Genomic DNA, 23,059 nt, shown 5'->3' with positions numbered 1-23,059 from the left:
CGTCGCATTGAAGCCTTTTTCGCGACGGAATTCTGCCTGCCGCCCGTTCAATGGATAATCGTGACGTGCGGCAGACCGCCCTTCCATGGAACCGTCAGGTGATGATGCATAGTCTAAGCGAGATTGATAAAGATGCTGCGCTTATGCAGGAAGTCGCCGACGGCAACGCTTCCGCGAGCCGGATCATTGCCGATCTGTATCTTAACGGATCCTACCGCTTGGCGATGCGTATTCTGGGAGATAACGGCCTCGCTGAAGATATGGCGCAGGAGGCCTTTATCCGGCTGTGGAAACAGGCACCGAAATGGCAGGCGAAAGCCCAGATAAAAACCTGGCTGCATCGCGTCACCCATAATTTATGTGTTGATTATTTGCGCAAGCAAAAGCGGTATAGTGATGATGAAATTCCGGATGTGGAAGATCCCAGGCCAGGTGTGCTAGAGATTAAGGCACAGCAGCAGCTCGGCGACAAAGTCACCGAAGCCCTGCAAAAGCTTCCGGCCCGGCAGCGTATCGCGATTTCGCTGGTGCATTTTGAGGAATGTGGAAATATAGAGGCAGCGGCCATTATGGATATTTCGGTTGACGCTCTGGAATCCCTGCTTGCGCGGGGCCGGCGTAAATTGAAGGAACTGCTGCTGCCCGCCCGGCGCTTGATGGATGGAGAGGACAGATGAAGGATATCCTGTCGACAGATCTTGAACGGTTCAAGGCGGTCGTAGAGACATACGGCGCGCGTGAGGAAGCCTGGCCGGCGGCCGATCACGAGATGATGCAAAGGCTGCTGGAGACCTCCGATGTTGCCCGGAGCCTGCTGCGCCAGGAAAAGAAATTCGACCTGCTTCTTCAGGAACAGTCGCGGCCTATCGTCGCGTCGTCGGATTTGCTGGGTCGCGTGCTGGTCAATGCCGAGGACATCAACCAGGGTTCTCTCTTCCGGAGCCTCTGGCCCTTCGGCTCCCTCTGGCAGCCTGCGGCGGGAATGGCAGTGGCGGCCTGTATCGGTATCCTGCTGGGTTTTTCGAGCCCCAATATTCTCAACAATGGTGATGAATATACGCTGAATGATACCGTGTTCAGCGGCGGAACCATGATCGATTTGGAAACTGAATATGAGAATCTCTAGGCAAAAAATACTCTCCGCCGCGCTGATCTTGTCGCTTGCCGTTAATGTCGTCATCGGCGGTTTCGTCATCACTCAATGGGTTGATCACGGCGACAAGCGGCGTCACGACAGGTTTCATTTCGACAGACGGGCCGCCGCGACCGTTCTCGGCGATGAGCAGCAGGAAAAATTCGAGCAGCTCTGGAAGGAAAGACGGAGCAGCCTCCGTCCCTATTTCAAGGAGTTCCGTCAATATCGTGAGAAACTCGCGGAATTGTTCAGTGCCGAAACTCTCGATCTTCCGGCCATCAACCAGACCTATGCGGACATGATCGCCAAGCAGATCCAGATCGAAAGCTATTTACAGGCGACGATGCTGGAGCTCGCGAAATCTCTGCCGGAGGACAAACGCGCGGCTTTTTTCATGAAGGGCTTCCACCCGCCGAAAAAAGCGCCAAAGCCGAAAAAAGACGCCGCTGAATGACGGACCGCAGACAATTCGCTCCCGCAACGGAGCGAAACCGGACCCCGATTCTGAATGTCCTTAAAGCCTGGCTGCCGGAGACGGGTACGGTGCTGGAAATCGCCAGCGGCACCGGCGAGCATGCCGTATTTTTCGCGCCCCGCATCACGCCAGTCAAGTGGCAACCCAGCAACCGCGAGATAGACCAGATGGAGAGCGTTACCGACTGGATCGCCCACAGCCCCTCTGAGAACTTGTTGCCGCCAGTGACGCTTGACGTGACGGATCCGCTCTGGCCCGTTGAAGAGGCTCACTACAATGGCGCGCCCATTACCGCGATCTTTAATGCCAATATGATCCATATCTCGCCCTGGCAAACCTGCGAAGGATTGATGGCGGGTGCCGGTCGCATCCTGCCGAAGGGTGGACGGCTTATTCTCTACGGTCCCTTCAAATACGATGGCGAGCACACATCCCGGTCCAATGAGGAATTCGATGGCTGGTTGAAGGCGCGTGACGGCGAATTTGGCGTGCGGGACATCCGGGATGTAATGGACGAAGCGTCAAAGAACGGCATTCGGCATTTGATCGCAAGACCGATGCCCGCGAATAATTTTTTGCATCTCTTCGAAAAAACCTGAAAGCCGGGCCATGAAAAAGGGCCGCCCCGAGGGGCGGCCCGATTATCTTCGATATGGCGAAGAGCTTAGAAGCCCATGCCGCCCATACCGCCCATGCCACCCATGTCGGGCATAGCCGGCGCGCCGGAGTCTTTCGCCGGAAGATCGGCGATCATGGCTTCGGTCGTAATCAGCAGGCCAGCGATCGAGGCCGCATCTTCCAATGCAGCGCGGACAACCTTGGCCGGATCGATAACACCATCGGCAGGCATATCGCCATAATTGCCGGTCTGGGCGTTGAAGCCATAGCTGTTGCTCTTCTGCTCAAGCAGCTTGCCGACAACAACGGCGCCATCGGAGCCAGCGTTTTCGGCAATCTGGCGGCAGGGAGCCTGAAGAGCGCGACGAACAATTTTGATACCAACGTTCTGATCTTCATTCTCGCCTTTAAGGCCGTCAAGCGCACGGGATGCGTACAGCAGCGCAACACCGCCACCGGCAACAATGCCTTCTTCAACAGCCGCGCGGGTTGCATGAAGCGCATCATCGACGCGGTCTTTGCGTTCCTTCACTTCGGTTTCCGTCGCACCGCCAACCTTGATCACGGCAACACCGCCGGCAAGTTTAGCCAGACGTTCCTGCAGTTTTTCGCGGTCATAATCAGAGGAGGTTTCCTCGATCTGGCTGCGGATCTGGTTGCAACGGCCTTCGATATCCGCCTTCTCACCAGCACCATCAATGATGGTGGTTTCTTCCTTGGAGATCGAAACGGATTTCGCCGTACCCAGCATATCAAGACCGACATTTTCGAGCTTGATACCGAGTTCTTCGGAGATCACCTGGCCACCGGTCAGGATCGCGATATCTTCGAGCATCGCCTTGCGACGATCGCCGAAGCCCGGAGCCTTCACCGCAGCGATTTTCAGGCCGCCACGGAGCTTGTTGACCACGAGCGTGGCAAGAGCCTCACCTTCAATATCTTCTGCGATAATGAGAAGCGGCTTGCCAGCCTGAACAACGGCTTCAAGAAGCGGCAGCATCGGCTGCAGGTTGGTGAGTTTCTTTTCGTGAAGCAGGATGTAGGGGCTGTCCATGTCGGCAACCATTTTCTCTGCATTGGTCACGAAGTAAGGTGAGAGGTAACCGCGGTCAAACTGCATGCCTTCAACAACGTCCAGTTCGGTCGCGAGACCTTTTGCTTCCTCAACCGTGATAACGCCTTCGTTGCCGACGCGCTGCATGGCTTCGGAAATAATGTTGCCAATTTCAGATTCGCCATTCGCGGAGATCGTGCCGACCTGGGCGATTTCGTCCTGGCTGGAAACCGGCTTGGACATGTCCTTAATGGATGCAACAGCCTTGGCAACGGCAAGGTCGATACCGCGTTTCAGATCCATCGGGTTCATGGCCGCGGCAACCGCCTTCAGGCCTTCCTGGATGATGGACTGGGCCAGCACCGTCGCCGTCGTCGTGCCGTCACCGGCAATGTCGTTGGTCTTGGATGCAACTTCCTTGACCATCTGCGCGCCCATATTTTCAAACTTGTCTTCAAGTTCGATTTCCTTGGCAACGGTCACACCGTCTTTGGTGATGCGCGGAGAGCCGAAAGATTTGTCGATAACGACGTTGCGGCCTTTCGGGCCGAGGGTCACTTTCACAGCGTCCGCAAGGGTGTTTACGCCCTTCAGCATGCGCCGGCGAGCGTCTGTGTTAAATTTGACTTCTTTTGCCATGTCTAATTTCCTCAATCACAAATGTGCTGATTTAGGCCAAAATGCCCATGATGTCTGATTCTTTCATGATCAAGACGTCTTCACCGTCGACCTTGATCTCGGTTCCGGACCATTTTCCGAAAACAACCTTGTCGCCGACTTTCACGTCGAGCGGTCGGACGGTTCCATCTTCCGCAATCGCGCCGTTACCCACGGCAAGAACATCGCCTTGAGATGGTTTTTCCTGCGCACTATCCACAAGGATAATGCCGCCGGCTGTTTTTTCTTCAGCCTCAACGCGCTTCACCAATACGCGATCGTGCAATGGACGAAATTTCATTAAAGTCTCCCTCATCCTAGAATAAGTAGTCGTTAAATTGATTGTTAGCACTCTCCAGGTAAGAGTGCTAACAAATTCGCTAGGGATGTAATAAAAAGCTAAGCGGCTGTCAAGGGATGAGAAAAAATTCCTTTGTAAACCGTCGTTCCGTGAATTATTCGACGATTTGCCGTCAATGAGCGCCAAATTTCTTGGCGTGATCCGGATTTTCCAGTAGATAAAGCCCCAACGCCTGCCCCGCACATAAGTTATGGGCGGTGTCCATACAAGTGAAGAATCGTTAAAAGGCGCAAAATTTCCGTGACGACATCCCTCCTTACGCAACTCAGTCACATCGTCGGTCAGGCCTTCGGGGCGGTTGGAATCGATCCCTCTTTCGGCACGACCTTTCCCTCGCAGCGGCGCGATCTGGGCCAGTTCCAGTGCAACGGTGCCCTTGCGGCGGCGAAGCAGGCCGGGCGGAACCCGCGGGATATCGGCGCGGAGGTCATGGCTGAACTCGAGAAGTCAGGCCTATTTTCCGAGATTACGCTCGCCGGGCCGGGCTTTATCAATATGCGGCTTACCGATGATTTCCTTCTCGGCCATATCAGCGATCTTGCCGAAGACCCTCATTTCGGATGCCGGAGCTTCCATACACCGCAGAAAGTCATTCTCGATTACGGCGGACCGAATGTCGCCAAGGCGATGCATGTCGGGCATTTGCGCGCGACCATCATCGGCGAAAGCCTCCGTCGCCTGCGGGTCTTTCTCGGGGATGAGGTGATCAGCGATGTGCATTTCGGTGACTGGGGCCTGCCCATGGGCCTGCTGATCAAGGAAATCGAGCGGCGAAACCCCGACCTGCCCTATTTCGATGAGAAATTCGCAGGGCCCTATCCCGACACGTCGCCCGTGACGGTCGAGGAGCTTCAGGAGATTTATCCCGCCGCCTCCGCCCGCAGCAAAGAGGATCCGGCCTTTCTTGAAGCGGCGCGCCTTGCCACCTTCGACCTGCAAAAGGGCCGTCCCGGCTATCGCGCACTGTGGCAGCATATGCGCGATATCTCCATCGCCGAAACGCGCACGGATTTTGATCTGCTGGGCGCGCAGTTCACCGAATGGAAGGGCGAGGCGGATACGAACGACCATATTCCGGTGATGCTGGCCCGCCTGAAAGCGGAGGGTTATTCGGAAATGTCCGAAGGCGCCATCGTGGTCAATGTGGCGGAAGAGGGCGATAAAAAGGAAATGCCGCCGCTTATTCTCGAAAAGTCGGATGGCGCGGTGATGTATGGCACCACCGATCTGGCCACCATCGAGATACGAAGCGAACTCCATGATCCCGATAGCATCCTCTATGTGGTCGATGCGCGGCAGAGCCTGCACTTCGAGCAGGTGTTCCGCGCGGCGAGAAAATGCCACAGCCTGAAACCGGCATGCCATCTGGAACATATCGGCTTCGGCACCGTCAATGGCCGCGACGGAAAGCCGCTTAAAACCCGCGATGGCGGCGTCGTTCGCCTGCGCAGTCTCATAGAGGACGCAGTCGACGAAGCGCGGAAGGTGGTCCGCGATACCGGCATGGCCGAACGTTTTGAGCCGGCGGAACTTGACGATATCGCGACAAAGGTTGGCATTGCGGCGATCAAATTTGCCGACCTATCGAACCAGCGAATGTCGAATTACATCTTCGATCTGGAGAGATTTACGAAATTCGAGGGCCGGACGGGTCCTTATCAGATGTATGCTGCCGTCCGTATCAAGTCGATGCTGCGAAAGGCGGCGGAACAAAAACTCGTTGACGGGCGCCTGATGGCAACGCATGACGCGGAGCGGAACCTGATGCTGGCGCTTGCGGCACTTCCGGAAGCCGTGGCGGGAGCCAGTGAGAAAAACGCGCCTAACATTCTCTGCGATCACGTCTATTCCTTAAGTCAGGAATTCAACGCCTTCTATCATGAATGCCCGGTGCTGGGTGAAGCGAATGCTGACATCCGCGCGTCCCGCCTCCGTCTCTGCGCCATTACGCTTCGGCAGATGGAGCAGATACTTTTCGTTCTCGGAATTGACGTTCCTGAAAGAATGTAAAGAATTTTAAATACTTGTCTCATATCTTTTCGCGCAAACTGCGTAACCCGTAATCAAGAGGAATACATCGTGCAAGAGGAAATGAAGAAACTTAAACCAGGTGTCGTTACAGGTAGCGACTATCTGACTCTCGTTCGAAACTGCAAGGCGCAGGGCTTTGCACTGCCCGCGATCAACGTCACCAGCACCAATACGCTGAATGCGGCACTGGAAGGGGCAATGCTCAGCAAGTCTGACATTATCATTCAGCTGTCCAACGGCGGCGCGCAGTTCTTTGCGGGCAAGGGCATCAAGGATGTCGACAAGGCCCGCGTTGTCGGCGCAATCTCGGCCGCCCGTCACGCGCATACCGTGGCCAAAGAATATGGCATCTGCGTCGTCCTGCATACCGACCATGCGAACAAGGGACTTGTTCCCTGGGTGGAAAGCATGATTGATGCGAGCGAAGCCGAATTTGCTGCGACCGGAAAACCGCTTTTCAGTTCCCATATGCTGGATCTTTCCGAAGAGCCGATTGAGGAAAATCTCGCGGAATGCGAACGCATACTGAAACGCCTCGCAAAAATCGACATGAGCCTCGAAATCGAGCTTGGCGTGACCGGCGGCGAGGAGGATGGCGTCGGCAGTGATGTCGATGCCATGGACAACAGCAAGCTCTATACCCAGCCTGAAGAAGTATTGCAGGCCTATGAACGCCTCTCGCCAATCGGGCATTTCTCTGTCGCCGCGGCCTTTGGCAACGTACATGGCGTTTACAAGCCGGGAAATGTCCAACTTCGCCCCGAAATCCTCCAGGCGTCGCAACAGCACGTGCAAAGTATTTACGACACGAAGGAAAAGCCACTCGACTTCGTTTTCCATGGCGGCTCCGGCTCCAGCCCCGAAGAAATTGCAGAGGCCGTAAGCTATGGCGTGTTCAAGATGAATGTCGACACCGACACGCAGTTCGCCTTCTCCAAACCGGTCGGCGATTATGTGGAGGCGCATCCGAAAGCCTTCAAATACCAGATCGACCCGGTTGACGGCACGCCATTCAAGAAACACTACGATCCGCGCGCCTGGTTGCGGGAATGCGAAAAGTCGATGGCCGATCGCGTGCAGCAGGCCTGCCAGGAGCTGGGCGCCACCGGCAAGTCGATCGCCGACGTGTAAACACCTCCGGATTACCAGGAAAGGGCCGCGCAGATTGCGCGGCCTTTTTTGTTGCCTTGCCAATAGTAGGTATAGCAACTATATTGCCGGGATTATGCTGAGCAAGGATGAAAATACCCTGGGCACGCTGGTTCACGAGGTCGCGCATTTACTGCGCACACTCATTGACCGGCGGGTTGACCCCTATAATCTGACACGGGCGAAATGGCTCGCCCTTGGCGTTCTTGACCGCCGCGAAGGGATCACCCAGACGGAACTGGCCGAGTATCTGGAGCTGGATAAATCGACGGTCGGCCGACTGATCGACCGACTGGTGCAGCGGGGCTTCGTTGTCCGCCGGAAAGATCCGAAGGACCGGCGCGTCTTCCGGATATTTTTCGCCGAATCGGCCCAGCCAATTCTCTCCGAACTTGAACAGGTTGGTGCCGGCGTTCGCGCCGATGCCCTTGCCGGCATCTCCAAGCAGGATCAGGAGAAACTGTTGTCACTGCTGGATCAGGTCAAGACCAACCTCCTCAACGCGCAAGAGCGGACATAACGCAAAAACATGTACCAAAATGATAAGGCAAAAACAGCCAAGAGTGCGCCGACATGGCATCTCTTCGTACCCAAGCTCTATACTCTCCTCCGTCTTGGATATTCATGGACGGATTTGCGCCATGACGCCATCGCCGGGCTGACCGTTGCGATTGTCGCCCTGCCGCTCGCCATGGCACTGGCGATCGCATCCGGTGCGACGCCCGACAAGGGTCTGATAACGGCGATCATCGCGGGTTTTCTCATCTCCGCCCTCGGCGGGAGCCGGTTTCAAATCGGCGGACCGACGGGCGCCTTTGTCGTCGTTGTCTTCGACGTCATCAATCGGCACGGCTACGACGGCTTGATCGTTTCGACCATCATGGCGGGCTTCATGTTGGTCATCGCGGGCCTGATGCGCCTTGGCACCTTCATCAAATATATCCCGCAGCCGGTCGTCACAGGTTTCACGAGCGGAATCGCCGTTATCATCTTCTCAAGTCAGCTAAATGCCTTCTTTGGTTTTGGCATAGACGGGCTGTCCGCCAATGTGATCGGCGAATGGACGACCTATCTTTCCAGCCTGTCCCGCATTGACCCCATCACATCCGGTCTTGCGGCCGCTACGCTCGCGCTGATTATCCTGATGCGCGTTTATATGCCCAAAGCGCCCGGATTCCTGGTCGCCCTGATGCTCGGCGCAGTCATCGCGGTGCTTTTCAGCCTGCCGGTGGCAACCATCGGCTCACAGTTTGGCGACCTTCCGAAATTTCTACCGGCACCGTCGCTGCCCCAATTCAGCCTGCAGGAGATACCGGCACTTTTGCCAAGCGCCTTCACCATTGCCTTTCTCGCCGGCGTGGAATCGCTGCTCTCCGCCGTCGTCGCCGATGGCATGACCGGTCGCCGTCACCGGTCCAATTGTGAGCTGGTGGCGCAAGGAGTAGCAAATATGGCGTCCGGCTTTTTTGGCGGCATGCCCGCCACCGGCGCCATCGCGCGAACCGCCACCAATATCAAGTCGGGCGGGCGCACGCCGGTCGCCGGTATGCTGCATGCGGTTTTCCTGTTGCTGATCATGTTGCTCTTCGCGCCGCTCGCCGTCTATGTGCCCCTCGCCTGCCTTGCGGCCGTTCTGGTGATCGTCGCCTGGAATATGAGCGAATTTGACCGCTTCGTTAATCTCCTGAAAGCGCCCATGGGCGACCGGCTTGTGCTTGTCACAACCTTCCTTCTCACCGTGCTTGTCGATCTCACGGTCGCTATTGAAGTCGGCGTTGTCTTTGCGGCGCTTGTCTTTATGCACAGGATGGCCGGGGCTGTGGAAATCGCGACCCATGTGACCCTCCTCGAAGGCGACCGGGATGATCTCGCAGATTCGTCCCAAAGCGCCTATGTTCCGGGCCACGGACTGCCCAAAGGGATAGAGACCTATGAGATTACCGGCCCGTTTTTCTTCGGCACCGTTTCGCTTCTCGCCGACGTGCTGGACAGGATTGACGTCACGACCGAGGTTATCATCCTCCGTCTCGCCAAGGTCCCGATGATTGACGCAACCGGCGCAACGGCGCTTTCGGATTTTGTCGACCGCAGCCTCAGCAAAGGTCAGGTGATCATACTTTCCGAAGCGCAGCCGACGCCGCTCAAATTGCTCACGCGGATGCAGGAGGAGAAGAATGGCGGCAATCTATTGCTGGCCGCCAGCTTCGAGGACGCGAAACGCTTCGCCCTCGCCCGTCAGTCGGAAAAACCGTAACCCTTTAGCCTCGACCGCCATCAATAGGCGATGGCGCAGCCGTCTTTGCGGCTTTCCGAGCCGGCGGAGAGAACGCCCGTTTCCGGATCGATGGCGATCATCTGGCCACCGCCAAGCGGCATCGTCGTGTCGGCAAGCTCATATCCCATGCCGACAAGCTCCGCGCGGACAGAGGCGGGGATGCCCTCCTCGACTTCCAGAATACCCGCATCGTAAAAGGCGCGCGGACTGTCGATCGCTTCCTGCACGTCCATGCCGAAATTCCAGATATTCGTGAGCACATGCGCATGGCCCACGGGCTGATAGCCGCCGCCCATGACGCCATAGCTGATCGCCGCCTTTCCGCCTTTGGTCACCATTCCCGGAATAATCGTGTGCATCGGGCGTTTTCCGGGCGCGATGCAGTTCGGATGGTCGGGATCAACCACGAATCCATATCCCCTGTTCTGAAAGATCACACCGGTCTTCGCGCAGGCGATGCCGGAGCCGAATCCCTGGAAGAGCGAATTGATGAAGGAAACCGCGTTACGGTCCTTGTCGACGACCGAGATATAAACAGTATCGCGATGCCGCTCGAGCGCGTTGGCGCCGGTCGGATCGCCGGCTTTTCCAACTTCTATATAGCCGCAGAGATGTTCGGCAAATTCATCGGAGAGCAGCATATCGATGGGGACGTCCGCCTTGGTCGGGTCCGCGACATACTTGTTCCGCGCAAGATAGGCGAGCCGCGCCGCCTCCGCTTCCAGATGCAGGCGCATCGCGCCGTTGGGATCCAGTCCGTCGTGATCATATCTTTTCAGGATATTCAACATGATAAGCGCCGTAATACCCTGACCGTTCGGCGGAATCTGGTGGACGTGGTGACCCTCATATTCCGAATGAATTGGCGTGACGAAATCCGCATGGGTAGCCGCGAAATCCGCCGCCTCATGCACACCGCCGACGGCCCGGAGAGTTTCCGCCATCTGTTCGGCGATCTCGCCTTCATAGAAGGCGCTACGACCCTTCTTCGCCACGGCTTTGAGCGTGGCGGCCAACTTCGGCAATCGCCAGATGGAGCCTGCCGCTGGCGCCTTGCCGCCTTTCAGATACAGGTCACTCGCTGCCTTGTTCTTCAAAAGCCGCTTGACGCCCATTTCCCAATCAAGAGACGTACGCTGCGTAACCGGAAATCCGTTTTCCGCATAGTCAATGGCGGGAGCAAGAAGGTCGGCGAAATCCATACTGCCGTATTTTTCATGGAGCCGCGTCCAGGCAACAATCGCGCCGGGAATAGTGACGGAATGAGCGCTCTCGGGGTCGAGTTTGTTGATGCCCTTTGACATCAGATAATCCGCACTCAACGCCGCCGGCGCCTTGCCGGACCCATTCAGCCCCTCGATGTCGCCGCCGCCGCCCACGGCAACAAGGGCAAAGCAATCCCCGCCGATGCCGGTCTGCATCGGATCGACAACGCATTGAATGGCGCAGGCCGCAATGGCGGCATCCATCGCGTTACCGCCCGATTTAAGAATGCTGAGGGCGGCCTGACTGGAATGCGTACTCGACGTGGCGACAGCGCCATTCACACCATAGGTCACGGAACGGCCGGCTTGATAGAAATTGCGCAAGGGACACCTTTTTTCTTTATTGTTGGGGACGACGTAGATTACGCCATGTCAGGACGATGTGCAAAAGCGCAAAGACTGTTTTGGAAGTTTTTCCGCGGTACGGAACAAGTTCGACTACCAGAGACGGACAATCACATATTTTGTGAAGGCGTCATCCACCTGCAACTGACTTGCCGCCCGCCAGGCTGCGAGGGCGTCATCGTAGTTGTCGAAAAAACCCCGGACATCCATTTCCTTCAGATCAATGAAATCCTTGCCCCGCGTGTCCGCCACTTTGCCGCCAAATACAACGAACAATCCGTTTTCAGACTTTGAAGCCGTCTCCGTCATGACACCTCTTTACATTAAAGTTTGATCCCCCGTCGATCAGACGACGGGTTTCCTAAATAATATGCGCCGGTTATAGCGGGAATATTCAAAGAAGCAATGCGCGGCATGCAATATGACGAAAATCTTTACTCCCAGTTATCGCGCGATGCCGACAGGCCGAACGAGACCACGGCGAGCGATATCAGGACGTGATAGATATTGACCTCTTCCATTCCGCTATTCAGTGCAAGCCATTTGACGGCAATATCGGAAAGCAGCAGGCAGCCGACGGCCAGAAGAAGATATACCGCCAACATTCCCGACGATATCAGCCGGACCAGCCCGACGAGCAATATGACGCCCACCAGCCCCATCTGGATATTTGAGGACAGCCGCCACTGCCCCAGTAGCATCGCCACGCACAGGACGACAATCAAAAGCAGCAATATCCACCAGTAAAATCGGATGAAGAAATTCGCGAACAGGCCCGCGACGGCGCCAAGGGTCAAGGCAGCGATTCCGATCGATCCGGAAAAATATTTGGCTGTCGTGTGATATGTCTCGACACCACTGTAACCGGCGAACTTGAAGCCGCCCAGGGTCGCCGTAATGCCAATGGTTATAATACCGAAAGCCCAGAAAAGACTGGCTGGAAAAAAGGCCTGGCGCGCCAGATTCAGGGAAATCAGGCAACAAACCACCAAAATTGCTTCGAACGCAACGACCAGATTCATGGCGCGAGTATACCGACTTACGGAATTTTGTCTACTAAAGGGCGCAGGTTAGGCTTTGAACGCCGTCACGTCTCATGCTAAGGCAGAATATTCGCTTTTCAGGAGTATGCCGATTTCGACCTCACCGGATAAACCGATGAAATCCTTGCCGATCGCGACGGTCCTCGCCGTCAGCTTCGGTACGCTGGTTGTCATCACGGTCGTTATTGTCCTCGGTATAAGCCTTGTATCAGGCCTTCGCAATACGCGCGACCTCCTGACGGACAAGGCCGAAGCGGCGATGAAGACAACGGAATACGACCTTCGTGACCTTCTGGATCCGGCGGCTTTTCAGACAACCTATATCTCGCGGTTGATCACATCGGGCCAGCTGAAAATCGACGACAGGGATCAGCTCTCCGACTTTCTTCTGGGCGCCCTCGCCGGAACGCCGCAGATTTCCTCTCTCACTTTCGTTGCCCCCAATTTTCAGGTGACCGCCGCCAACCGCACAAGCCGCCGGGTGATTACCCTTGATGAAAGCAACGATCCGGTTGCAAGGCGGGGCCTTGCCGATATTTCCGGCCGCAAGGACGGGAGCTGGGGCCCGCTTGTCTATGTTTCGACGCTGGCGGAGACAGTCCTCAATTATAGAGAGCCGGTTATCCGGGATGGTGAATTTATCGGCGCGCTGATTGCGACTGTCCCGGCAACAATCGTCAATGCCAGGATGAATGCGGGTCCCCTGCTGACCAACGGCAAACGCTTTATTCTCTATGGAACAGGCCGCGTTCTGACGCAGGAGGGCATCGACAAACCGGATACGGGCCTCAGCATGGATAATGTCATTCCGAAGCTCGAAGAAATAGACGATCCCGTATTGCGGAACATCTGGTCGAAGAACGGGGAAAAGCTCGAATTGCTGGGCGATGACGCGACTTTCAACAGCCATTACCTGGAGGTGGGTGGAAAGGGATATATCTTCGTCTATAAGGACCTGGAGGGATATGCCGATCGGCCCTTCACGATTGGCTATTACATTCTCAATGACGATGTCGCGGTCGAGCTGCGCCGGCTGATGATCGCCGGATTTGCGGGACTCGGTATCATGCTGCTCAGCGCTGTCGTCGCAATTGTGATCGGGCGGCGCATTTCCCGCCCCGTGCTTGCCTTATCCGCCGCATCCCGGCAGATCTCACAGCTCGATTTCAGCACCGTCAAATCTCTCCCCCGCAGCCGGTTTACCGAGGTCGATGAAGCGAATAACGCCTATAATCGCATGCTGCGCGGACTCACCTGGTTCGAGACCTACGTGCCAAAGTCCCTTGTCCGCAAGCTGATGGAAAGCGGGGAGGCGAGGTCAGAAGAGCGCGTCGTGACGGTGATGTTCACGGATATCGCCGGATTTACGCCGCAGGCCGAGAGCATGTCGTCGGAAGACGTCGCCGACTTCCTCAATCACCATTTCGAACTCGTGACAAGCTGCATAGAGGCGGAGGGCGGCACTGTCGACAAATTCATCGGCGATGCCGTAATGGCGTTCTGGGGCGCGCCGGATCATCAGCCGGACCACGCCGCCCGCGCCTGCCGCGCCGGTCTCGCCATCAAAAAAGCCATTATCGCGGACAATGAAGAGCGCAGAAAACAGGGCCTTGGCGATGTGCATATGCGCATCGGAATTCATACCGGACCGCTGGTCGTCGGCAATATCGGATCGGCGGGCCGGCTCAACTACACCGTTGTCGGCGACACGGTGAATATCGCCCAGCGGATGGAGCAGTATGGCAAAACACTCTCCCCCGATCAGACCGATGACGTCCTGATACTCGTGACCGATGCCACCTTCGAGGCCACCACCGATGTAAAGGCGGAAAGGATCGGGGATTACCGGCTGAAGGGCCGGCATGATCCCGTCACGATCTACCGTCTGGATTGATCCGCTTTATCACGCCGGCTGATAATAGGGGTTGGTGCCGTCGGCATGGTCGGTCACGTCCAGAACCTCGGTGATTGAGGGAACGAGGTTCTGAATTTCGACGGCAACCCCCTGCTTCAACGTCACATCGGCCATGCCGCAACCCTGGCATCCGCCGTCCAGCCGGACATAGGCGCGATCCTTCTGCAGGTCGACCAGCGTGATGCGCCCGCCATGCGCGGCAATGGACGGATTGATCTTTTCCTCCAGCAGCTTGCGGATGGCGACTCCTTCCGGCGTTTTAAGCCCCGGCTTCGGCAGCGCTTCGCGGTAGTCAAGAACGGCGGTGATTTCCGGAATATAATGGCGCAGCATATTCTGAATGCCGGTCAGCATGGAGAAGGCCGGACCCTGGAACTTCAGGTAAAGCTTGCCGTTCTTGTAGCTGTGAAAAGCGACATCGCCGCCCGATTGCGTGACCGCCGGAACGATCCGGGTCGACAGCAAATCCTTGATCTGGTCGATTATCTCGGCATCGAACTCACCGGGGGCATCGCCGGCATCGGTCATCGTATCATCGCCACTTTGGAAATGCGCGACGATGGCGCCGAAGATTTCCGTCCGAAGCGACGCCCAGTCTCGCGTATCCGCCTTGGCGACAATAATGCTGTCGGCCGTCAGCGTCACGGCCGATACGCCCTCGATCCCGTAAAGGCGCGCCGCCAGCGGCGACTTTTTGTCGGCCTCCTCACGCGCAATCGCGAGCGGTCCATTTTCATAGACCTTCTCGGCGGGAAAAAATTCGAGCTCGGTAGCATTTTCGCCTGGCTTCGTCTGAATAAACATCTTTTTGTCTCTGTTGCCACTTAAGGGATGACGGAACATCGTGTTGCTGCCATAAAGGCGGCATCCATATAGCTGTAAATTAATAATAATAACGGAGAAAACAATGGCCAATTTTGTCAGGACGGTACTGGAAGAAAGGCCGGAAGGCAAGGTAGCACGTGTCGCAATCGATAATCAGCGCAAGCTCAACACCCTGAATTCCAGGGTTATTGGGGAACTCAACGATACGCTCGCGAGCCTCGATGACGACAAGGATATTGCCGTTCTGGTGCTAACCGGGGCCGGCGAGAAAAGCTTTGTGGGCGGCGCCGACATCTCCGAAATGGTCGGCCTTGACCCGGCGACGGCGCGTACCTTCATCACCAATATGCATCACGCCTGCCGCCGGGCGCGGTTTTTTCATGCGCCGGTCATCGCGCGGGTGAACGGATTCTCCCTCGGTGCCGGAATGGAGCTTGCGGCGGCCTGCGATCTGGTTATCGCCTGCAAATCCGCGCAATTTTCCATGCCGGAAGTGCGTGTCGGCATCCCCTCGGTTATCGACGCCGCCCTCCTGCCACGGATCCTCGGTTTCAATCTTGCGCGCGATCTGGTGCTGACCGGTCGGAGCCTCAGCGCGCAGGAAGCATTTGATGCCGGTCTTGTCCAGCGCCTTGCCGAGGATGACGCGCTTGATGCGGAGGTCGAGAAGGCGGTGGATGAAATTCTCGAGGGCGGGCGCACCGCAATGGCCATCCAGAAACAGCTTTGCAATGACTGGGAAAACAATTCACTACGCGATGGTATCCAGCTCGGTATCGATGCCTTCTCCCGCTCCTACGAGAGTGACGAGCCGCAGCGGATGATGGAAAAGTTCCTGAACCGCCCGCGGTAATCTGTATCGCACCCCTTCAGGCGGCCGAAAAAATTACCTATCCCCGCGTTTATTTGTTATGAAAGGGGCATCGGATCTGCCGCGTCGGGGGAAGGCATCCAGTGCTGGTTTATTTGTATGACGTTTTTTCGGGGGGCGGCCGCCAGTCACTGTCGGTCGAGGGGCTGGAGCGTCTTTTTTCAAACCAGAGCCATTCTCCCCTTCTCCGCCGCCGCCGCGCGCGCGTCATCATCTCGCGGGTCCGTTTCCTAAGCCTTATATGCGTCTTCGCCTTTCCCCTCGGGATCCTGCTCGACATGGCGACATTCGATGTCGAAAGCTATGTCACCCTCGGCATTACGCGCATCCTGATGGCGGCCCTCTTTCTCGCCCTGTTCTTCGGGATCAGCGGCGGGGAAACGCTGCGGGACGCCTATCGGGCGCTCGGCATCTTTTTTGCCATTCTGTTGACATTCCAGACCATGTATCAGCCCCTGCTGGATGTTTCGGATGTCTTTGAGGTGACCAGCCTCGCCGCCGCCGGGTATGTGCTGTTTCCCTTCCTGATCATTGCCTGCATCGCGGTTTTCCCGCTTACGGTCAAGGAATCCGTGCTTACCCTCGTCCTGCTCTTCGTGATCCAGATGCTGGTCCTCATCCTGATGCCGGAGAATGCCGATCCGCATCAAAGGCTGGGCCTTCTCCTGACGCTGACGGTTACCGGTGGGCTTTGCACCTTTGCGGCGATCAGCCAGCTGCTTTATATGTCGCTTCTCATCGATCAGGCGTCCATCGACGCCCTCACCCATTGCTATAGCCGTAACAGTGGCGAGGAAATCATCGATGTTCAGTTTAAAATTTCCAAGCGGCAGAATACGCCCTTCTCCATCGTCTTCGTCGATCTCGACAGGTTTAAATCGATCAACGACAAATATGGCCACGAGGCGGGGGATCGGGTGCTTGCCGGGGCGGCGTCGAATATCCGCCGCAACGCCCGCGGATCCGATGTGTTGATCCGCTGGGGCGGGGAGGAGTTTGTCATTCTTCTGCCCAATACAGATGCCGAAGGCGCGCTGAAATCCGTTCGCCGGCTGCGCAACATCGGTCTCGGCACCCGGCCCGACGGCAAGATGGTCACGGCAAGTTTCGGCATCGTCGACCGGCAAAGCGCCAATGTCGGCGACTGGACGGCGCTGGTCGATATTGCCGACAATCAGATGTATGAGGTAAAATCCCGCGGCGGCAACGATATTTCCGTCTATATCCCGGCGGAGGAAACCGATGCGGACGCAAACAGTGGCGATGATCTGGCGGCCGCGGAATGATCCTGAAAATACTTTCCGTCGCTTTCGTCATCCTGTTCATCGCGCGTATTCTTTTTGCGAAAAAGCTGAAGGAAATGGGCAAGGTGGCCGACCGCACGCTTAATCTGTTCCTGATCGCTATTGCCATCTATCTCGGTTTGCAGGCATTGCTTGTATATGCGATGGTGTAATACCACATAGCTGGACATTCTGAAGTTTCAAAAGGAGATTACACATGCCCGCAATGCGCACGGAAACCGACACCATGGGAGATGTCTCTGTTCCTGCAGATCGTTACTGGGGGGCGCAAACGGAACGGTCATTTGAAAATTTCAGGATCGGCACCGAGCATCTGCCCGTGCCGCTCATCCGGGCTCTCGGGACTCAGAAAAAGGCGGCGGCGCTCAGTAATCAGAGCCTCGGCCGGCTCGAGTCCCGCCTCGCCGATGCCATCGTTCTGGCGGCGGACGAGGTGATCAATGGCGACCTTCTCGACCATTTCCCGCTGGTGATCTGGCAGACGGGCTCGGGCACCCAGAGCAACATGAACACCAACGAGGTCATCGCCAACCGCGCCAATGAAATCCTCGGCTCGCCGCTCGGCAGCAAGAGCCCGGTTCACCCCAACGATCATGTCAATATGGGCCAAAGCTCCAATGACAGTTTTCCGACCGCCATGTCCATTGCCGCCGCCGAGCAGGTGACCCACCATCTTCTCCCGGCGCTCAATCACCTTTATCAGGCACTGTCGGAGAAATCGGCGACGTTCAAGGATATCGTCAAGATCGGCCGGACGCATACGCAGGATGCCGTGCCAATCACGCTCGGCCAGGAATTTTCAGGCTATATGCGTCAGGTCGAACTTGCGATGGAGCGGCTAAGGGACGTCCTTCCGCGCGTCATGGAACTCGCGCAGGGGGGCACGGCGGTCGGGACCGGCCTCAACGCCGCGCCCGGATTTGCAGACCTTTTCGTTACCACTGTCTCCGACCTTACCGGGCTGCCGTTTTCCAGCGCGGCAAACAAGTTCGAGGCAATTGCGGCTCATGACGCGCTGGTCGAGCTTTCCGGCGTTCTAAATGTCATCGCGACAAGTTCGATGAAAATCGCCAACGACATCCGCTTCCTCGCGAGTGGCCCGAGAAGCGGCCTTGGCGAGCTGATCCTGCCGGCGAACGAGCCCGGCTCCTCCATCATGCCGGGCAAGGTCAATCCGACCCAGTGCGAGGCGGTGACGCAAGTCTGCGCCCAGGTCATGGGGAATCACGTCACGGTCACCATCGCCGGTTCAACCGGTCATTTCGAGCTGAACGCTTTCAAGCCGGTGATCATTTATAACGTCCTGCAATCGATACGGCTGCTGGGGGATGCGCTTCGCAGCTTCACCGACAACTGTGTCGTCGGGATTGAAGCCAATGAAGGGCGGATCAGGGAATTGATGGCGCAATCGCTGATGCTGGTGACCGCGCTCAATCCGCATATCGGCTATGACAAGGCGGCAAAAATCGCCAAGAAAGCCTATGCGGACAACAGCAGCCTGAAAGAGGCCGCCCTTGCGCTGAACCTCCTCACCGAAGACCAATTCGACGACTGGGTCCGGCCCGAGGATATGGTAGGGGAGTAAGCGGAAGAAAGCTGGAGCGGGCGAAGGGAATCGAACCCTCGTCGTAAGCTTGGGAAGCTTCTGCTCTGCCATTGAGCTACGCCCGCGATGTCTCTTGTAACTACAGAAAGACGCGTTTTTCCGCAATAGAAATTCTTGACAGCCGAGAACCGTCTCGCTAAAGATTTTTCCGTGGTGATTTGTGCCGACCGGCTTGCGGCCACGTTAAAAGAAACGCTAAAAGGTCGGGGCTCGCAGGAACCCTGATCGATGGTCGGGGTTTTTTTATGCCTCGAGGAAGACATGACAGACAAAAAAGAGATAGCGCCCACGCGCATCAGTGATTGCAGAACCGCGACAAAACTAGTGCGCGGTGGCACCAAACGCTCCCAGTTTAAAGAAACCAGCGAAGCCATTTTTATGAATTCCGGCTTCGTTTACGACAGCGCCGAACAGGCGGCGGGACGCTTCAAGGGCGAGAACGAGGGATTTATCTACTCCCGTTACGCCAATCCGACCCTTTCCATGTTCGAGGACCGGATGATCCTGCTGGAAGAGGGAGCGGAGGCCGCGCGCGCCACCGCGAGCGGCATGGCGGCGGTGAACGGTGCGCTCATGTCTCTGGTCAAGGCCGAGGATCATGTGGTGGCGCCGAAGGCCCTTTTTGGCTCCTGCCTCTATATTATCCAGACGATTTTGCCGCGATTCGGCGTCAATATTTCGCTGATAGACGGAACGGATATTGATCAATGGAAGAACGCGATTAATGAAAAGACGACCTGCGTCTTTTTTGAAACGCCCTCCAATCCGGCGCTTGAGGTCATGGACATTGCCGCCATTTCCGAGCTTGCCCATAAAGTCGGCGCCAAGGTCATTGTCGACAATGTTTTCGCAACGCCTATCCTGCAGCAACCCATCATGCTCGGGGCGGATATCGTCGTCTATTCCGCGACCAAACATATCGACGGGCAGGGCCGCTGTCTTGGCGGGATCGTCCTTGGCTCCGAAGAATATGTCGAGGATACCCTCGCGCCCTATCTCAAGCATACCGGTCCGGCGCTCAGCCCGTTCAATGCATGGAACCTTCTGAAAGGTCTTGAAACGCTGAAGCTTCGCGTCGAGAAGCAATGCGACAACGCGGAGAAGATCGCCGCGTTTCTTGATGGCCATCCGGCGGTAAAACGGGTCATTTATCCGGGGCAGGAAAATCATCCGCAGCATGCCCTCGCCAAGCGGCAAATGTCGCACGGCGGCACGCTTGTGACCTTCGAGGTCGCCGACAATCAAGGTGACGCCTTTGCGTTCCTCAACCGCCTGTCGCTGATCGACATCAGCAACAATCTCGGCGATGCCAAGTCGTTGATTACCCATCCGACGACAACGACCCATTCAAGCGTCGATGACGCAACCAAGCAGGAACTCGGCATTACCGAGAGCATGGTTCGGATGTCGGTCGGGCTCGAGGATGTCGATGACCTGATCGAGGATCTGGGTTACGCGCTGAGCCGTCAGAACGCCTAAATCGGGATACGGCGGTGACCACAAGGCGCCGCCCCCGGCAGGGCCGGTTTACCGATTTACTGGACAAAGCGTCCCTATGGCGCAATATTCAAGGGAACGGAGCCAATCGGGCATAAGGACGGAGTTTCACATGGGGATCGCTGGCGCCTACAGCAAGATCACGGAGAATATCCGGGTTTCAGTGACGCCTGTTTATCTTCAGGACCGCTCACGCCCGGATGACGGCCTGTATGTCTGGGCCTATCAGGTCCGGATCGAAAATCAGGGCACGGGCACGGTAACGCTCCGAAACCGGCATTGGCGAATTACGGATGCGGAAGGACGGACGGAAACCGTCGATGGCGAGGGCGTCGTTGGCGAACAGCCGGTCCTCGCGCCGGGCGAAGTCTACGAATATGCCAGCGGGACACCCCTTTCAACGCCGTCCGGGATAATGGTCGGATCCTATGACATGGAATCGGAAGAGGGTATTCTGTTCGCAGTCGATATCCCAGCCTTCTCACTCGATAGCCCTGACGCTATCTCGGCCCTTCACTGATCGGCGGCGCAAACCACGTTTTGGGAAATAATTTTAAAATGAACAAGCATTGTCATCCGAACGATCCGACGACCGACAGGCCAACCAAAGAAGAAGCCGAGGAAGCCGTGCGGACACTTATCCGCTGGGCGGGGGATGATCCCGCACGCGAGGGTCTCGTCGGCACGCCCGACAGGGTGACCCGCTCCTATCTCGAATTCTTCGCCGGATACAAGGAAGACCCGGACGCCTATCTTTCCCGCACCTTCGAAGAGGTGAACGGCTATGACGAAATGGTTGTTCTGAAGGATATTCGTGTCGAAAGCTATTGCGAGCACCATATGGTGCCGATTATCGGCGTCGCCCATGTCGCCTATATGCCGAGCAGCCGGGTCGTCGGCATCTCGAAGCTCGCCCGCGTCGTCGATGCCTATTCGAAACGGCTCCAGATACAGGAAAAACTGACCCGCCAGATTGCCGAGACGATCGAACGGACACTGCAGCCGAAGGGCGTGGCAGTCATCATCGAAAGCGCCCATCAATGCATGACGACGCGCGGCGTTCACAAGGACGGGGTGACCATGATCACCAGCACCATGCTCGGTATCTTCCGACGATCCGATATCACCCGGCGGGAGTTACTCGCGTTCATCGACAAAGGCTGAGTGCGGCAAGTCCGTGATTAATTTTCGCCTGATTTTCGCCATTCTCGGGATTATGCTCGTTGTTACCGGGCTGGCGATGCTTATTCCGGCGGCCGTCGATCTGTTCGCCGGACACAGGGACTGGCAGGTGTTTCTCGTGTCTGCGGCGGTTTCGCTGTTTATCGGCGGCGGACTGTTCCTCACCAGCCGCGGCGGCAGCCTCGTTCTTGGCCGCCAGCAAGCCTTCATTTTAACGACCGCCGTATGGGTCCTGATGCCGGCGGCCGCGGCGATGCCCTTTACCTTCAGCGAGATGAATATTCCCTATACGGATGCCTATTTCGAGGCAATGTCGGGCCTGACCACCACGGGCTCGACGGTGCTGACGGGCCTTGACAACGCACCGCCCGGCATTCTCATGTGGCGGGCGCTTTTGCAATGGTTCGGCGGCATCGGCATCATCGTCATGGCCATTGCAATCATGCCGCTGCTGCGCGTCGGCGGCATGCAGCTGTTCCGGATGGAAGCTTCCGAGGCGACCTCCGAGAAGGCCCTGCCCCGCGTCGCCGATATCGTCAAGGCCATTGGCTATATCTACCTGGTTCTCAGCCTCGTCTGCACGATGGCCCTGTGGATGACGGGAATGAGTCTGTTCGACGCCGTCACCCATGCCATGACGACCATTTCTACGGGCGGTTTCTCGACGTCGGATAGATCGGCCGGTGATTTTGAAAGTCCGCTGGTCGAAAGCATCATGGTCGTCTTCATGATCATGGGGGCGCTGCCCTTCCTGATGTATCTGCATATCGTCAAGGGCAAGCCGGGAAGCTTCCTGATGGATAGTCAGGTCCGCTGGTTCCTGTCGCTGGTTCTGGTCGGCATTGCCGCCATGGTCTGGTGGCAGATCCTGAGCGAAAACGTGCCCTTCTGGATCGCCCTGCGTCACGCGACCTTTAATGTCACATCGATTATCACAGGCACGGGATACGCCACGGTCGATTACAGCGACTGGGGCGGATTCGGCACCGCATCCTTCTTCTTCTTCATGTTTATCGGCGGCTGCGCCGGATCGGCGTCCTGCAGCATCAAGGTTTTTCGTATCCAGATTCTCGTGGAGACCGTTCGATGCCAGTTGATGCAGCTCCTCCGGCCAAGCGCAATTTTCAAGCCACGCTATAACGGACAGGCGCTTGCAGATGAAACCATCTCCTCGGTCGCGAGCTTTGTCTTTCTCTTCCTGACCATCTTTGCCCTGATAACGATCGGGCTCAGCCTGACCGGTCTCGACTTTCTGACCGCGATTTCAAGCGCCGCCACCTCCATCACCAATGTTGGCCCGGGGCTTGGTGAAGTTGTCGGTCCCTCCGGAACCTTTCAGTCCCTCTCTGATACGGCGAAATGGCTGATGTCACTGGCCATGCTGCTGGGGCGCCTCGAACTTTTCACGGTGCTGGTGCTTTTTTCGCGCCGGTTCTGGCAACTGTGAGCCC

General features: G+C 56.8%; 23 protein-coding genes, 1 tRNA gene and 1 riboswitch. Of the genes, 17 read left to right on the top strand and 7 right to left on the bottom strand.

Annotated elements, in window-relative coordinates; genetic code table 11:
• Positions 1-65: 65 nt before the first annotated feature.
• Genes GQF03_RS18425 through GQF03_RS18410 form a run of 4 tightly spaced genes read left to right on the top strand, consistent with a single transcriptional unit; the run spans position 66 to position 2,209 of the window.
• Positions 66-677, top strand: a complete 612-nt coding sequence (locus GQF03_RS18425; protein WP_161340760.1) for an RNA polymerase sigma factor — start codon at positions 66-68, stop codon at positions 675-677.
• A complete protein-coding gene (locus tag GQF03_RS18420) occupies positions 674-1,126 on the top strand; it encodes a hypothetical protein (RefSeq protein WP_161340759.1) in 453 nt (150 codons plus the stop codon). The genes GQF03_RS18425 and GQF03_RS18420 overlap by 4 nt, the downstream gene beginning before the upstream one ends.
• On the top strand, positions 1,113-1,589 hold the full coding sequence (locus tag GQF03_RS18415) for a periplasmic heavy metal sensor (RefSeq protein ID WP_161340758.1): 477 nt from the start codon (positions 1,113-1,115) through the stop codon (positions 1,587-1,589). The genes GQF03_RS18420 and GQF03_RS18415 overlap by 14 nt, the downstream gene beginning before the upstream one ends.
• On the top strand, positions 1,586-2,209 hold the full coding sequence (locus tag GQF03_RS18410; RefSeq protein WP_161340757.1) for a DUF938 domain-containing protein: 624 nt from the start codon (positions 1,586-1,588) through the stop codon (positions 2,207-2,209). The genes GQF03_RS18415 and GQF03_RS18410 overlap by 4 nt, the downstream gene beginning before the upstream one ends.
• Before the next feature lie 65 nt (positions 2,210-2,274).
• Here the strand turns inward: GQF03_RS18410 and groL are convergent, their stop codons facing one another.
• Positions 2,275-3,921: a chaperonin GroEL gene (groL, locus tag GQF03_RS18405; RefSeq protein WP_161340756.1), complete on the bottom strand. Its 1,647-nt coding sequence runs from the start codon at positions 3,919-3,921 to the stop codon at positions 2,275-2,277.
• Positions 3,922-3,952: 31 nt separating this feature from the next.
• On the bottom strand, positions 3,953-4,240 hold the full coding sequence (groES, locus tag GQF03_RS18400; protein WP_161340755.1) for a co-chaperone GroES: 288 nt from the start codon (positions 4,238-4,240) through the stop codon (positions 3,953-3,955).
• Positions 4,241-4,540: 300 nt separating this feature from the next.
• Between groES and argS the strand changes: the two genes are divergently transcribed.
• From argS to GQF03_RS18380, 4 genes are all read left to right on the top strand, one after another.
• The gene (gene argS / locus GQF03_RS18395) at positions 4,541-6,310 is read left to right on the top strand and encodes an arginine--tRNA ligase (protein ID WP_161340754.1); all 1,770 of its coding nucleotides are present in this window, start codon (positions 4,541-4,543) and stop codon (positions 6,308-6,310) included.
• An 81-nt stretch (positions 6,311-6,391) separates the two neighbouring features.
• A complete protein-coding gene (gene fbaA / locus GQF03_RS18390) occupies positions 6,392-7,462 on the top strand; it encodes a class II fructose-bisphosphate aldolase (protein WP_161340879.1) in 1,071 nt (356 codons plus the stop codon).
• 94 nt (positions 7,463-7,556) lie between these two features.
• Positions 7,557-8,000 carry a MarR family winged helix-turn-helix transcriptional regulator gene (locus GQF03_RS18385; protein ID WP_161340753.1) on the top strand — a complete coding sequence of 148 codons (444 nt, stop codon included), beginning with the start codon at positions 7,557-7,559 and terminating at the stop codon, positions 7,998-8,000.
• Between the two features lie 9 nt (positions 8,001-8,009).
• Entirely contained in the window at positions 8,010-9,734 is a 1,725-nt protein-coding gene (locus GQF03_RS18380; protein WP_161340752.1) for a SulP family inorganic anion transporter, read from the top strand.
• A 20-nt stretch (positions 9,735-9,754) separates the two neighbouring features.
• Here GQF03_RS18380 and ggt read toward each other — a convergent pair whose 3' ends face one another.
• From ggt to GQF03_RS18365, 3 genes are all read right to left on the bottom strand, one after another.
• Entirely contained in the window at positions 9,755-11,344 is a 1,590-nt protein-coding gene (gene ggt / locus GQF03_RS18375) for a gamma-glutamyltransferase (RefSeq protein ID WP_161340751.1), read from the bottom strand.
• A 114-nt stretch (positions 11,345-11,458) separates the two neighbouring features.
• Positions 11,459-11,674 (bottom strand): DUF4170 domain-containing protein, encoded by a 216-nt coding sequence (locus GQF03_RS18370; protein WP_161340750.1) that lies wholly within the window; start codon positions 11,672-11,674, stop codon positions 11,459-11,461.
• Positions 11,675-11,799: 125 nt separating this feature from the next.
• Entirely contained in the window at positions 11,800-12,387 is a 588-nt protein-coding gene (locus GQF03_RS18365) for a hypothetical protein (protein WP_161340749.1), read from the bottom strand.
• Positions 12,388-12,523: 136 nt separating this feature from the next.
• On the opposite strand from GQF03_RS18365, the gene GQF03_RS18360 reads away from it, so the two are divergent.
• The gene (locus GQF03_RS18360; RefSeq protein WP_161340748.1) at positions 12,524-14,302 is read left to right on the top strand and encodes an adenylate/guanylate cyclase domain-containing protein; all 1,779 of its coding nucleotides are present in this window, start codon (positions 12,524-12,526) and stop codon (positions 14,300-14,302) included.
• A 9-nt stretch (positions 14,303-14,311) separates the two neighbouring features.
• On the opposite strand, the gene GQF03_RS18355 is transcribed toward GQF03_RS18360, so the two are convergent.
• Positions 14,312-15,127, bottom strand: a complete 816-nt coding sequence (locus GQF03_RS18355; protein ID WP_161340747.1) for a NifU family protein — start codon at positions 15,125-15,127, stop codon at positions 14,312-14,314.
• Positions 15,128-15,230: 103 nt separating this feature from the next.
• Here GQF03_RS18355 and GQF03_RS18350 point away from each other — a divergent pair, with 103 nt between their 5' ends.
• The 4 genes from GQF03_RS18350 to fumC all read left to right on the top strand — a co-directional run bounded on the left by GQF03_RS18350 (position 15,231) and on the right by fumC (position 18,908).
• On the top strand, positions 15,231-16,001 hold the full coding sequence (locus GQF03_RS18350) for an enoyl-CoA hydratase (protein WP_161340746.1): 771 nt from the start codon (positions 15,231-15,233) through the stop codon (positions 15,999-16,001).
• 101 nt (positions 16,002-16,102) lie between these two features.
• Positions 16,103-17,305: a diguanylate cyclase gene (locus GQF03_RS18345; protein ID WP_161340745.1), complete on the top strand. Its 1,203-nt coding sequence runs from the start codon at positions 16,103-16,105 to the stop codon at positions 17,303-17,305.
• Positions 17,302-17,475: a hypothetical protein gene (locus GQF03_RS18340; RefSeq protein ID WP_161340744.1), complete on the top strand. Its 174-nt coding sequence runs from the start codon at positions 17,302-17,304 to the stop codon at positions 17,473-17,475. The genes GQF03_RS18345 and GQF03_RS18340 overlap by 4 nt, the downstream gene beginning before the upstream one ends.
• A gap of 44 nt (positions 17,476-17,519) precedes the next feature.
• Positions 17,520-18,908: a class II fumarate hydratase gene (gene fumC / locus GQF03_RS18335; RefSeq protein ID WP_161340743.1), complete on the top strand. Its 1,389-nt coding sequence runs from the start codon at positions 17,520-17,522 to the stop codon at positions 18,906-18,908.
• Positions 18,909-18,920: 12 nt separating this feature from the next.
• On the opposite strand, the gene GQF03_RS18330 is transcribed toward fumC, so the two are convergent.
• Positions 18,921-18,994 (bottom strand) — tRNA-Gly (locus GQF03_RS18330).
• A gap of 75 nt (positions 18,995-19,069) precedes the next feature.
• Positions 19,070-19,148, top strand: a riboswitch (SAM riboswitch).
• Positions 19,149-19,190: 42 nt separating this feature from the next.
• Between GQF03_RS18330 and metZ the strand changes: the two genes are divergently transcribed.
• The 4 genes from metZ to GQF03_RS18310 all read left to right on the top strand — a co-directional run bounded on the left by metZ (position 19,191) and on the right by GQF03_RS18310 (position 23,055).
• Positions 19,191-20,408, top strand: a complete 1,218-nt coding sequence (metZ, locus tag GQF03_RS18325; RefSeq protein ID WP_161340742.1) for an O-succinylhomoserine sulfhydrylase — start codon at positions 19,191-19,193, stop codon at positions 20,406-20,408.
• 130 nt (positions 20,409-20,538) lie between these two features.
• Entirely contained in the window at positions 20,539-20,946 is a 408-nt protein-coding gene (apaG, locus tag GQF03_RS18320) for a Co2+/Mg2+ efflux protein ApaG (RefSeq protein ID WP_161340741.1), read from the top strand.
• A 38-nt stretch (positions 20,947-20,984) separates the two neighbouring features.
• Positions 20,985-21,590 carry a GTP cyclohydrolase I FolE gene (gene folE, locus GQF03_RS18315; RefSeq protein ID WP_161340740.1) on the top strand — a complete coding sequence of 202 codons (606 nt, stop codon included), beginning with the start codon at positions 20,985-20,987 and terminating at the stop codon, positions 21,588-21,590.
• Positions 21,591-21,603: 13 nt separating this feature from the next.
• Positions 21,604-23,055 (top strand): potassium transporter TrkG, encoded by a 1,452-nt coding sequence (locus GQF03_RS18310; protein WP_161340739.1) that lies wholly within the window; start codon positions 21,604-21,606, stop codon positions 23,053-23,055.
• Positions 23,056-23,059 lie beyond the last annotated feature (4 nt).

The organism is Sneathiella chungangensis (genome assembly GCF_009882935.1).
In the GTDB taxonomy this organism is placed as follows: Bacteria; Pseudomonadota; Alphaproteobacteria; order Sneathiellales; family Sneathiellaceae; genus Sneathiella; species Sneathiella chungangensis.
Note: the sequence above shows the minus strand (reverse complement) of the source record. Positions and strands in the feature narration are given on the sequence as shown.